Below are 12261 nucleotides of genomic sequence, written 5' to 3'. Positions count from 1 at the left end.
CAGATCACGTATCCGCGTTGAGGTGCGTGCGTGGCACCCGGGCGCCGATCCGGGTGACGATCTCGTAGCCGATGGTCCCCGTGGCGCGCGCCCAGTCCTCGACCGTGGGCTCGCCCGCGTCCCCGGGCCCGAACAGCACCGCCTCGTCACCGGCCTCGGCCGCGTCGCCGCCGAGGTCCACCACGAACTGGTCCATGGCCACCCGCCCCGCGACCGTCCGCCACTTCCCGGCCACCAGCACCGGCCCGGTGCCCGAGGCGTGCCGGGGGACGCCGTCGGCGTACCCGGCCGGGACCAACGCCAGGGTCGTCTCGCCGGGGGTGGTGTAGTGGTGGCCGTAGCTCACCCCGTGCCCGGCCGGGACGCGCTTGACGACGGCCAGCCGGGCGCGCAGCGTCATCACCGGCCGCAACCCGAAGTCCGCCGGCACCCCGACCTCCGGCGAGGGCGAGAGCCCGTAGACCGAGACCCCGGTGCGCACCAGGTCGAAGTGCGACTCGGGGAGCGTGAGCGTGGCGGGCGAGTTCGCCATGTGCCGCACCTCCGGCGCCAGCCCGGCGCGCTCGGCGACGGCCAACGCCTCGCGGAAGGCGTCCAACTGCGCGGCGATCGACGGGTGGCCGGGCTCGTCGGCACAGGCGAAGTGCGACCACAGGCCCACCACCCGCACCGTGCCCTCCGCCTCGGCGGCGCGGGCGGCGGCGACCAGATCCGCCCAGTCGGCGGGTTGGCAGCCGTTGCGGCCCAGCCCGGTGTCCACCTTCAGATGGACCCGGGCGGTACGGCCGCAGGCCCGGGCGGCGGCCGTGATCTCCTCCAGCGCCCAGCGGGCGCTCGCCGACACGTCGACGTCCGCCTCGATCGCCTCGCGCCAGGGCCCGCCCGGCGTCCACAGCCAGCACAGCACCCGGCCCCGGTCCCCGGCGACGCGCAGCGCCAACGCCTCCTCGGGGGTGGCGGTGCCCAGCCAGGCCGCCCCGGCCCGGCGCGCGGCGCGGGCGCAGGGGAGCATGCCGTGGCCGTAGGCGTCGGCCTTGACCACGGCCATCAGCTCCGCCCCGGCCGCCCGCCCGCGCAGCGCGCGCACGTTGTCGCGCAGCGCGGCCAAGTCGATCTCGGCGCCGACCCGCAGGCCGGTCCGGTGCTCGTTGCCCGGATGCTCGGGGGCCGCCTGGCGGAGGGCGGCGGGTTCGCTTGCGACGTCCATCGCCCACCAGTGTCTCAGGTCTCCCCCCGAGCGCCCTCTTCCCGCCCGCGCGGTGGCCGGCGCGGCCCCTCCGCGACGTCCCGCCAGACCGGGCGCAGCGCGTCCGCCACGTCCGTCGCGACGGCCAGCGGAGCCGCCCGGCGGCCGGCCAGCCCGTGGAGGTACGCGCCGACCGCCGCCGCGTCGCGGGCCGACAGTCCGGCGGCGAGCAGCGATCCGACCAGCCCGGAGAGCACGTCACCGCTGCCGGCCGTGGCCAGCCAACCGGTGCCGGTGGGATTGACCAGGACCGGCCCCTCCTCCGGACCGGCGATCACCGTGGTGGAGCCCTTGAGCAACACCGTCGCCCGGTACCGCCGCGCCAGTTCCCGGGCCGAGGACAGCCGCGCCGACTCCACCTCCTCGCGCGGCACGCCGTCCAGCAGCGCCGCCGCCTCACCGGCGTGCGGGGTGAGCAGGGTGGGGGCGGTGCGGGAACGGACCCGCTCGACGTCCACCAGCCGCAGCCCGTCGGCGTCCACCAGCACCGGCACCCGTGCGGCCAGCACGTCGCGCACGGTCTCCCGCGCCGCCCGGTCGTCGCCGAGGCCGGGCCCGACGACCCACGCCTGCACCCGGCCCGCCGCCGAGGGCGGACCGGCGGAGACCAGGGTCTCGGGGAAACGGGCGACCACCGCGTCGGCGGCCGGCCCGGCGTACCGCACGGCACCCGCGCCGCCCCGCAGCGCGCCCGCCACGGCGAGGACGGCCGCGCCCGGATAGCGGGCCGAACCGGCCGCCACCCCGGTGACGCCGCGCCGGTACTTGTCGCTCTCGGCGGACGGGCCGGGAAGCAGCCGGGCCACGTCCGCGTGCCGCGGGGCGCGGGCCACGGGGGCCGTGCCCGCCAGGTACGGCCCCAGACCGATGTCCACCAGGTGCACGGCCCCGGCGTGCTCGCGCGCCGGGGCCAGCAGCAGGCCCGGCTTGTGGGCCCCGAAGGTCACCGTCGCCGTCGCCCGCACCGCCACGCCGCGCACCTCTCCGGTGTCGGCGTCGACGCCGCTGGGCAGGTCCACGGCGACGACCGGCACCCCGGCGTCCCGGACGACGTCCCAGACCTCCACCGCGTCCGGCCGCAGCCCGCCGCGCCCGCCGATGCCGACGATGCCGTCCAGCACGAGGTCGGCCCGTCCCAGCAGAGCGGGCAGGTCGACGGGGGCGCCCTCCACCACGGCCCCGGGCGCCGCCACGGCCCGGCCCCCGGCCGACCGCAGCGCGGCGAGCCCGGCCCCGTGCGCGCGCTCGGGGCTGAGCAGCACGGCCGTCACCCCGGCTCCGCGCCGGGCCAGGTACGCGCCGGCGAACAGGGCGTCCCCGCCGTTGTCGCCGCTGCCGACCAGCAGGACGACCCTGCTGCCGTAGACCCGGCCGCGGACCCGCCCCAGCGTCCCGGCGCAGGCGGCGGCCAGCCCGGCCGCGGCGCGCTTCATCAACGTCCCCGGGGGCAGCCGGGCCATCAGCTCGCGCTCGGCCGCCCGTACGGTCTCCACGCTGTAGGCATCCCTCATGCCCCACAGTCTGACCGCCGGCGGGCCCGGTCACCCCTCCGCGATCACCCCTCCGCGATCACCATGGCCGTCGCCACCCCCGCGTCGTGGCTGAGCGAGACGTGCCAGTGCCGCACGCCCAGCTCGGCCGCGCGGGCCGCGACCGTCCCGGTCACCCGCAGCGAGGGGCGTCCGGAGGCGTCGGTCACCACCTCCGCGTCCGTCCACCGGAGCCCGCCGGGCGCGCCCAGGGCCTTGGCCACGGCCTCCTTGGCGGCGAACCGCGCCGCCAAGGAGGCCGTCGAGCGCCGTTCACCGTCGGGCAGCGTCCACTCCCCGGCGGTGAACAGGCGGTCGGCGAGCCGGGGAGTGCGGGCCAGCGCGCCGGCGAACCGGTCGATCGAGGCGACGTCGACTCCCACCCCGACGATCACGCGTGACCTCCCCTCCCCCGCGGAAGCCCGGAGGCCGGGCTCACTCCACCGTCACCGACTTGGCCAGGTTGCGCGGCTGGTCCACCTCGTTGCCGCGGGCCGTGGCCAGCTCGCAGGCGAAGACCTGGAGCGGCACGGTGGCCACCAGCGGCTGGAGCAGGGTCGGCGTGGCGGGGACGCGCACCAGGTGGTCGGCGTACGGCACGACCGTCTCGTCGCCCTCCTCGGCGATGACGATGGTCCGCGCGCCCCGGGCCCGGATCTCCTGGATGTTGGAGACGATCTTGTCGTGCAGGACGGAGCGGCCCCGCGGCGACGGCACCACCACGACCACCGGCAGGTCGTCCTCGATCAGCGCGATCGGACCGTGCTTGAGCTCGCCGGCGGCGAAGCCCTCGGCGTGCATGTAGGCCAGCTCCTTGAGCTTGAGCGCGCCCTCCAGGGCGACGGGGAAGCCCACGTGGCGGCCGAGGAAGAGCACGGTGTCCTTCTCGGCCAGGGAGCGGGCCAGCTCCCGCACCGGCTCCATGGTGGCCAGCACCTTCTCCACCTCGGTGGAGATCTGGGACAGCTCGCGGATCACCGCGTCGATCTCGTCGCCCCACTTGGTGCCGCGCACCTGGCCCAGGTAGAGGGCGACGAGGTAGCAGGCCACCAGTTGGGTCAGGAACGCCTTGGTGGAGGCCACCGCGACCTCGGGCCCGGCGTGGGTGTAGAGCACCGCGTCGGACTCGCGCGGGATCGTCGAGCCGTTGGTGTTGCAGATGGCCAGCACCTTGGCGCCCTGCTCACGGGCGTGGCGCAGCGCCATCAGGGTGTCCATGGTCTCGCCGGACTGGCTGATGGCGATGACCAGGGTGCGCTGGTCCAGGATCGGGTCCCGGTAGCGGAACTCGCTGGCCAGCTCGGTCTCGCAGGGGACGCGCGTCCAGTGCTCGATGGCGTACTTGGCGATCATCCCGGCGTGGTAGGCCGTGCCGCAGGCGACGATGACGACCTTGTCGATCTCGCGCAGCACGTGGTCGGGGATGTGGACCTCGTCCAGGGCGAGCCGGCCGGACTCGTCGATGCGGCCCAGGAGGGTGTCGGCGACCGCCTTGGGCTGCTCGGCGATCTCCTTGAGCATGAAGTAGTCGTAGCCGCCCTTCTCGGCGGCCGAGGCGTCCCAGTCCACGTGGTAGGCGCGGGTCTCGGCGGGCGCGCCGTCGAAGTCGGTGACCGTCACCTGGTCCCGCTTGAGCTCCACGACCTGGTCCTGGCCCAGCTCGATGGCCTCGCGGGTGTGGGCGATGAACGCGGCGACGTCGGAGGCGAGGAAGTTCTCGCCCTCGCCGACACCGACCACCAGCGGCGAGTTCCGCCGGGCGCCGACGACCGTGTCCGGCTCGTCCGCGTGCACCGCGACGAGCGTGAAGGCACCCTCCAGCCGGCGGCACACCTGCCGCATCGCCTCGGCCAGGTCGCCGCAGGAGGAGAAGTTCTCGGCCAGCAGGTGGGCGACGACCTCGGTGTCGGTCTCGGAGGTCAGCTCGTGACCGCGTTCGGCCAGCTCGACGCGGAGCGCGGCGAAGTTCTCGATGATGCCGTTGTGGACGACCGCGACCCGCCCGGAGTTGTCCAGGTGCGGATGCGCGTTGGCGTCGGTCGGCCCACCGTGGGTGGCCCACCGGGTGTGGCCGATGCCGGTGGAGCCGGCCGGCAGCGGGCGCTCGTCCAACAACTTGCCGAGGTTGGCCAGCTTCCCGGCCTTCTTGGCGGCCGCCAGGCCGCCGTCGGCGAGGACGGCCACGCCCGCCGAGTCATAACCGCGGTACTCCAACCGCTTCAGTCCCGCGATGACGACGTCGAGGGCGGACTGCCCTCCCACATAACCAACGATTCCGCACATGCGATGCAGCCTACGGTGCGCCGGGTGGGATGACGGTCAGCGCCCTCCCGCCATCCGGTCGGCGGCGTCCCGGACGACCTCCAGGTACTCCGCCTCCTCGGGGCGCGGCCGGTCGCCGCAGCGGTGCAGTTCCAGCGCGTCGCGCGGGTGCTCGCCCAGGTCCTCGTCGGGCAGTTCCGCCAGGAGCTCCGACCACACCAGGGCGGCGCGCGCCCGGGCCCGAGCCTCGGCGGGGGTCGGTTCGGCGGACGGGGTTCGGCGGCGGCCCCGGCGGAGAGCGGCCGGACCGAAGCGTCGGAGCGGCGACGACATGGGGGCATCCTCGGGGCCGGGCGCGCGGGGCGGAACGGGTGCGGACGGCTGGGCGAACACGGGCAACGTACCCGCGGGGGCGGCGCCGCGTACACCCCGTCCGGGCACCCCGCCGCTGTGCTGCTGATCACACGGGATCGGGCGTGAGCGGGGCCACGCGCGGACCGACAATGGGGCCCGTGTCCACCCCCGTCAGCTCCCCCGCGTCCCCGGCCGCCTCCGCCTCCGCGCCCGCCGCCCCGTCCGGCGCCGGGGTGCCGCCACAGCAACGGCGCGGCCGGTCGTCCGACAGCAGCCCCTTCGTCGACCTCTCGCGCGCCGAGTGGAGCGCGCTGCGGGACAAGACGCCGCTGCCGCTGACCGCCGAGGAGGTCGAGGAGCTGCGCGGGTTGGGCGACGTCATCGACCTGGACGAGGTCCGCGACGTCTACCTGCCACTGTCGCGCCTGCTCAACCTGTACGTCGGCGCCACCCACGGGCTGCGCGGCGCGCTCAACACCTTCCTGGGCGACGCGGGCGGCGGGCACGGCGCCCAGCGCGGCACCCCGTTCGTCATCGGGGTGGCGGGCAGCGTGGCGGTGGGCAAGTCCACGGTGGCGCGGCTGCTGCGGGCGCTGCTCGCCCGCTGGCCCGAGCACCCGTCGGTGGAGCTGGTCACCACCGACGGTTTCCTGCTGCCCAACGCCGAACTCCACCGGCGGGGTCTGATGGCGCGCAAGGGCTTCCCCGAGTCCTACGACCGCCGGGCGCTCACCCGGTTCGTCGCGGACGTCAAGGCCGGCCGGGAGGAGGTCACCGCCCCCGTCTACTCGCACCTGATCTACGACATCGTCCCCGACGAGGTGCTGACGGTGCGCCGCCCCGACATCCTGATCGTCGAGGGCCTGAACGTCCTCCAGCCCGCCCTGCCCGGCAGGGACGGGCGGACCCGGCTCGCGGTCGCCGACTACTTCGACTTCTCCGTCTACGTGGACGCCCGCACCGAGGACATCGAGCGGTGGTACCTGGGCCGCTTCCGCAAGCTGCGCGAGACGGCCTTCCAGAACCCCTCCTCCTACTTCCGCAGGTACACGCAGGTGTCCCAGGAGGAGGCGCTGGAGTACGCGCGCGGGATCTGGCGGACGATCAACCGGCCGAACCTGGAGGAGAACATCGCCCCCACCCGGGGCCGGGCCGGCCTGATCCTGCGCAAGGGGCCGGACCACAAGGTCCAGCGCCTGTCGCTGCGCAAGCTCTGACCCGGCCGGCGGCCCCGGGCGCGGCGGCGCGGGGCCGTCAGCCCAGCGCCGACTTGACCTCGTCGGCCAGCCGCTCGGCCACCGCGCGGGCCTGCTCCAGGTCGGCCGCCTCGACCATCACCCGCACCAGCGGCTCGGTGCCGGAGGGGCGCAGCAGCACCCGACCCGTCTCGCCCAGTTCCCGCTCGGCCTCGCTCACGGCGGTGACCACCCGGGCCGAGGAACCGACCCGGCTCCTGTCCACGTCCGGCACGTTGATCAGCACCTGCGGCAGGCGCTCCATGACGCCCGCCAGCTCCGCCAGGGGGCGGCCGGTGGCGGCCACCCGCGCGGCCAGCATCAGGCCGGTCAGGGTGCCGTCGCCGGTGGTGGCGTGGTCCAGGACGATGACGTGCCCGGACTGCTCGCCGCCCAGCGAGTAGCCGCCGCGCTTCATCTCCTCCAGCACGTAGCGGTCGCCGACGGCCGTCCGGACCAGCTCGATGCCCTCGCGCTCCATGGCGAGCTTGAAGCCCAGGTTGGACATCACCGTGGCCACCACGGTGTTCTTCCGCAGCGCTCCGGTCTCCTTCATCCCCAGCGCCAGCACGCTGAGGATCTGGTCGCCGTCGACCTCCTCGCCGGCGGCGTCCACGGCCAGGCAGCGGTCGGCGTCGCCGTCGTGCGCCACGCCCAGGTCGGCGCCGTGCTCGACGACGGCCGCGCGCAGGCCGTCGAGGTGGGTGGAGCCGCAGCCGTCGTTGATGTTGACGCCGTCGGGTTCGGTGGCGATGGTGACGACCTCGGCGCCCGCCCGTGCGAACGCCTCCGGGGAGACCCGGGCCGCCGCGCCGTGCGCGCCGTCGATGACGACCTTGAGTCCGTCGAGCCGGTTGGGCAGCACGCCGACGAGGTGGGCGACGTACTTGTCGAAGCCCTCGTCGTACTCCTTGACGCGGCCCACGCCGGCGCCCGTGGGACGGTCCCACGGCTCGCCGGAGGCGTGCTCGCGGTAGACCTGCTCGATGCGGTCCTCCAGCTCGTCGGCGAGCTTGTGGCCGCCGCGGGCGAAGAACTTGATGCCGTTGTCGGGCATGGGGTTGTGGCTGGCCGAGAGCATCACGCCCAGGTCGGCGCCGAGCGCGCCGGTCAGGTACGCCACGGCCGGGGTCGGCAGCACGCCCACCCGGAGCACGTCCACGCCCGCGCTGGCCAGTCCGGCCACCACGGCGGCCTCCAGGAACTCCCCGGACGCGCGCGGATCACGTCCGACCACCGCCACCGGGCGGTGACCCTTGAACGTGCCCGCCTCGGCGAGCACGTGCGCCGCCGCGACCGACAGACCGAGCGCCATTTCGGCGGTCAGGTCGGCGTTGGCGACCCCGCGCACACCGTCCGTACCGAAGAGTCGTCCCACCGTGGTTCCTCCGAGTTCCGAGCTGAGGGTCCGGGCACGCCGCGGGCCCGGTTCATCCAGATATACGCCCTTGGGGCGCGCCGGCGGCACGGCCGCGCCCCCGGCGTGCCGCCGTACGCCCCACCGGGGGCCGGACGCCGGCGCGGACGGACCGCGGTCGAGCGGTGGCGGCCGGTGGCCGGAAGACGAGCGCCCCGACACACCGGGACGGTGCTGTCGGGGCGCTCATCAGCGGCTTCCGCGAACGCGTACAGGTATGGCGTCGATCAACGCTTGCTGTACTGCGTGCCCTTGCGGGCCTTCTTCAGACCGGCCTTCTTCCGCTCGACCGCGCGGGCGTCGCGGGTCAGGAAGCCGGCCTTCTTCAGCGGACCGCGGTTGTTGTCCACGTCCGCCTCGTTCAGCGCGCGGGCCACGCCCAGGCGCAGGGCGCCGGCCTGACCCGAGATGCCACCGCCGCTGATGCGGGCGATGACGTCGTAGCGGTTGTCCAGCTCCAGAACCTTGAACGGCTCGTTGACTTCCTGCTGGTGGACCTTGTTCGGGAAGTAGGCCTCAAGGGTGCGGCCGTTGATCTTCCACTGGCCGCTGCCCGGCACGATGCGCACGCGGGCGATGGCGTTCTTGCGACGCCCGGTGCCGGCACCCGGCTGGGGCTCACCGAAACGGGACGCGAGGGACTCGGTGGAGTACTCCTCGACCCCCTCGGGCGTCTCGGTGGTGTACTGCTCGACCTCTTCGATCGGGGTCTCGGCGGTGGTCTCGGCCACGGTTCTCCTCAGCTCTCTTCAGTCTTGGTGGTGGCCGGACTACTGCGCGACCTGGGTGATCTCGAACGGAACCGGCTGCTGGGCGGCGTGCGGGTGGTTCTCGCCCGCGTAGACCTTCAGCTTCGAGAGCATCTGACGGCCCAGGGAGTTCTTCGGGAGCATGCCCTTGACGGCCTTCTCCACGGCCTTCTCCGGGTTGTTGCGGAGCAGGTCGTCGTAGCGGACGGACCGCAGACCGCCCGGGTAGCCGGAGTGGCGGTAGGCCAGCTTCTGGGTCCGCTTGTTGCCGGAGAGGTGCACCTTGTCGGCGTTGATGATGATGACGAAGTCACCAGCGTCAACGTGCGGCGCGTACACCGGCTTGTGCTTGCCCCTCAGAAGGGTGGCGGCCTGGGAGGCCAGACGGCCCAGGACGACGTCGGTGGCGTCGATGACGTGCCACTGACGCTGGACGTCGCCGGGCTTGGGGCTGTACGTACGCACGGTCGTAGCCTTCGCTTCTTCAGTGAGTGTTTCCTGACAAGGTCACCGGAGATCACGACAGCCCTGACCACGCGTCGGTGACGCAAGCCGATGCGGGTCGCTGGTCATCGTCCAGGTGGACCAGGCGTAACGGCCTCTCACGTGAGAACGAGCAAGCCAATACGCACAACGAACCAGCAGGATACCGGCCGTCCTCCGCACGGGTCAAAACGCCCCTCGGCGAGCGCCCCCTCGACCCCCCGCGCGACCCCCTCAGCGCGCCCGCGCCACCCGGCCCTCGTCCCAGACCGGCTCGGGCACCTCCCGCACCCGCCCGTCCGCGCCGAAGACCAGGAAGCGGTCGAAGGAACGGGCGAACCAGCGGTCGTGCGTCACCGCCAGCACCGTCCCCTCGTACGCCTCCAGCCCCTGCTGGAGCGCCTCGGCGCTCTCCAGGTCCAGGTTGTCGGTCGGCTCGTCCAGCAGCAGCGCCGTCGATCCGGCCAGCTCCAGCAGCAGGATCTGGAAGCGGGCCTGCTGGCCGCCCGAGAGTCTGTCGAAGGGCTGCTCGGCCTGGCGGTCCAGCTCGTAGCGGCGCAGCGCGGACATCGCCGCGCCCCGGTCCCTGGCGTGCTCGGTCCACAGGATGTCCAGCAGGGTGCGCCCCTGGAGTTCGGGGTGCGCGTGGGTCTGGGCGAAGTGGCCGGGCACCACCCGGGCGCCCAGCTTCCACTCCCCCGTGTGCGCCACGTCGCCGCCGGCCAGCAGCCGCAGGAAGTGCGACTTGCCCGAGCCGTTGGAGCCGAGCACCGCGACCCGCTCGCCGTAGAAGACCTCCAGGTCGAACGGCTTCATCAGCCCCGTCAGCTCCAGGGCGGAGCAGGTGACCGCCCGCACCCCGGTGCGCCCGCCGCGCAGCCGCATCCGGATGTCCTGCTCGCGCGGCGGCTCCTGCGGCGGCCCCGCCTCCTCGAACTTCCGCAGCCGGGTGCGCGCCGCCTGGTAGCGGGAGGCGAGCCCGTCGTTGTAGGCGGCCTTCTGCTTGAGGGTGTTCACCAGCCGTTTGAGCTGGGCGTGCTGCTCGTCCCAGCGCCTGCGCAGCTCCTCGAAGCGGGCGAAGCGCTCCCTGCGCGCCCGGTGGTACGTGGCGAAGCCGCCGCCGTGCACCCACACGTCCGACCCGGCCGGGCCCGGCTCCACGCTGACGATCTTCTCCGCCGCCCGCGCCAGCAGCTCCCGGTCGTGGGAGACGAACAGGACCGTCTTGCGGGTCTCGCCCAGCCGCTCCTCCAGCCACCGCTTGCCGGGGACGTCGAGGTAGTTGTCCGGCTCGTCCAGCAGCAGCACCTCGTCCGGGCCGCGCAGCAGGGCCTCCAGCACCAGCCGCTTCTGCTCGCCGCCCGACAGGGTGCGCACCTTCCGCCACTGCGCCTTCTCGTACGGGACGCCCAGGGCGGCGGTGGTGCACACGTCCCACGCCGTCTCGGCCTCGTAGCCGCCGGCCTCGGCCCAGTCGGCGAGCGCCTGCGCGTACTGCATCTGCGCGGCCTCGTCGTCGACCTCCATGATCTTCAGCTCGGCGGCGTCCACCGCCTCCGCCGCCTGGCGGATCCGCGGCCGGGCCACCGAGACCAGCAGGTCGCGCACCGTGCGCTCGTCCCGCACCGACCCCACGAACTGCGGCATCACCCCGAGCCCGCCGCCGACCGTCACCGTGCCGCCGTGCGGCTTCAGCTCACCGGCGATCAGCCGCAGCAGCGTCGTCTTGCCGGCGCCGTTGGCCCCCACCAGGGCCACCGAGGCACCCTCGCCGACCCGGAACGAGACGTCGTTCAGGAGCACCCTCCCATCGGGCAGGTAGTACTCCAGGTGCGCCGCCTCCACATGTCCCATGCACCCGACTCTGACCGGGGCAGGGGGGTCGGGGCAACCGAATATGATGCGCCCATGAGCTTTGGGCAGGGGGGACCGGGCCGGGGCCCGGGGGGACCGACCGGACCGCAGGGACCGCCGTCCACGCCGGACTGGGCCGCGCTCGCCGAGCGGAGCGAGCGCAGGCGCGCCCGGCGCCGCCGCCTGCTGGTGATCGGCGGCGGAGCACTGGCCACCGCCGTGGTGGCCGCGATCGTCGCCACGGCCGTCGTCAGCGAGAGCGGCTCCGACAGCGAGACGTCCGACCGGCCGTCGGCGGCGTCGTCCTCGGCCGTCGAGACCGCGCCGCCCGACCCCGAGCAGCCGGAGCCGACCTTCTCCTCCGCGCCGCCGCCTCCCCCGCCGCCGGACCCGCGCGAGATCCTCTCCGACCCGAAGCGGGACACCGCGCCGCTCGACGCCGCCACCCTCTTCCCCGGCGACTCGATGACGACCGGCGGCCGTGAGTACGCCAAGGGCGCCACCCACTCCACCGGCAACTGTGCCGCCGGCACCCAGGGCGCGCTCGGCGCGGTGCTGACGAACAACGGCTGCCGGGAGCTGATCCGGGTGACGTACCGGCGCGGCGGGGTCGCCGCCACCGTCGGCGTCGCGGTCTTCGACAGTGCGCGGGCGGCGGCCGGCGCCAAGGAGCAGGCCGAGCCGAACATCGCCTCGCTGCCGGGCGCGGGCGTCCCCACCTTCTGCCGCGGTGTGACGTGCCACACCTCGGCCAACGCCCTGGGCCGCTACGCCTACTTCACGATCTCCGGCCACACCAGCGGCAAGGACGTGACCTCCGCCGACACCGCCGCCCGCCAGGCCGGACGCGACGCGGCGGACCACGCCTTCGCCCGCATCGTCCAGCGCGGCCGGGACCAGGCGGCGGCCTCGGTCGCGGGCGACTGACGGAACGCCCCCACAGGTCGCGCACGCGCCCACTCCCGCGCCCCGGGGCGACCCGCCACCGCGGCGCGCCTGAACCGGAACCCCCGGCCACGCCCTCGACGCCCCACCCACGGCAGCCGTCGTCCGCTGACGTTGCCGTCAACTACTGCCGTCACCCCACGCAGAAGCCCCGTCAGGACGCACCTGACGGGGCTTCGCCTTTACA

Annotated in this window: 11 protein-coding genes; 2 read left to right on the top strand and 9 right to left on the bottom strand. The window is 74.4% G+C overall.

Annotated elements, in window-relative coordinates; genetic code table 11:
* Positions 1-4: 4 nt before the first annotated feature.
* Genes alr through F0L17_RS16065 form a run of 5 tightly spaced genes read right to left on the bottom strand, consistent with a single transcriptional unit; the run spans position 5 to position 5370 of the window.
* Positions 5-1207: an alanine racemase gene (alr, locus tag F0L17_RS16085; RefSeq protein WP_155071620.1), complete on the bottom strand. Its 1203-nt coding sequence runs from the start codon at positions 1205-1207 to the stop codon at positions 5-7.
* A 14-nt stretch (positions 1208-1221) separates the two neighbouring features.
* Positions 1222-2757 carry an NAD(P)H-hydrate dehydratase gene (locus tag F0L17_RS16080; RefSeq protein ID WP_155071619.1) on the bottom strand — a complete coding sequence of 512 codons (1536 nt, stop codon included), beginning with the start codon at positions 2755-2757 and terminating at the stop codon, positions 1222-1224.
* 44 nt (positions 2758-2801) lie between these two features.
* Positions 2802-3170, bottom strand: a complete 369-nt coding sequence (locus F0L17_RS16075; protein ID WP_162466269.1) for a holo-ACP synthase — start codon at positions 3168-3170, stop codon at positions 2802-2804.
* 40 nt (positions 3171-3210) lie between these two features.
* The gene (gene glmS, locus F0L17_RS16070; protein WP_155071618.1) at positions 3211-5058 is read right to left on the bottom strand and encodes a glutamine--fructose-6-phosphate transaminase (isomerizing); all 1848 of its coding nucleotides are present in this window, start codon (positions 5056-5058) and stop codon (positions 3211-3213) included.
* A gap of 36 nt (positions 5059-5094) precedes the next feature.
* Positions 5095-5370, bottom strand: coding sequence for a hypothetical protein (locus F0L17_RS16065; protein WP_155071617.1), 276 nt, complete (start codon positions 5368-5370; stop codon positions 5095-5097).
* A gap of 254 nt (positions 5371-5624) precedes the next feature.
* On the opposite strand from F0L17_RS16065, the gene coaA reads away from it, so the two are divergent.
* Positions 5625-6608 (top strand): type I pantothenate kinase, encoded by a 984-nt coding sequence (coaA, locus tag F0L17_RS16060; protein WP_338018267.1) that lies wholly within the window; start codon positions 5625-5627, stop codon positions 6606-6608.
* A 37-nt stretch (positions 6609-6645) separates the two neighbouring features.
* On the opposite strand, the gene glmM is transcribed toward coaA, so the two are convergent.
* From glmM to F0L17_RS16040, 4 genes are all read right to left on the bottom strand, one after another.
* The gene (gene glmM / locus F0L17_RS16055) at positions 6646-8004 is read right to left on the bottom strand and encodes a phosphoglucosamine mutase (protein WP_162466268.1); all 1359 of its coding nucleotides are present in this window, start codon (positions 8002-8004) and stop codon (positions 6646-6648) included.
* Between the two features lie 266 nt (positions 8005-8270).
* Positions 8271-8774, bottom strand: a complete 504-nt coding sequence (rpsI, locus tag F0L17_RS16050; protein WP_162466267.1) for a 30S ribosomal protein S9 — start codon at positions 8772-8774, stop codon at positions 8271-8273.
* Between the two features lie 39 nt (positions 8775-8813).
* Positions 8814-9257 carry a 50S ribosomal protein L13 gene (gene rplM, locus F0L17_RS16045; protein WP_162466266.1) on the bottom strand — a complete coding sequence of 148 codons (444 nt, stop codon included), beginning with the start codon at positions 9255-9257 and terminating at the stop codon, positions 8814-8816.
* Between the two features lie 252 nt (positions 9258-9509).
* Positions 9510-11129, bottom strand: coding sequence for an ABC-F family ATP-binding cassette domain-containing protein (locus F0L17_RS16040; protein WP_155071614.1), 1620 nt, complete (start codon positions 11127-11129; stop codon positions 9510-9512).
* A gap of 54 nt (positions 11130-11183) precedes the next feature.
* On the opposite strand from F0L17_RS16040, the gene F0L17_RS16035 reads away from it, so the two are divergent.
* On the top strand, positions 11184-12056 hold the full coding sequence (locus tag F0L17_RS16035) for a hypothetical protein (RefSeq protein WP_155071613.1): 873 nt from the start codon (positions 11184-11186) through the stop codon (positions 12054-12056).
* Positions 12057-12261: the final 205 nt, after the last annotated feature.

Source organism: Streptomyces taklimakanensis, assembly GCF_009709575.1.
Lineage (GTDB): Bacteria > Actinomycetota > Actinomycetes > Streptomycetales > Streptomycetaceae > Streptomyces > Streptomyces taklimakanensis.
This window is presented reverse-complemented; position numbering and strand designations above follow the sequence as displayed.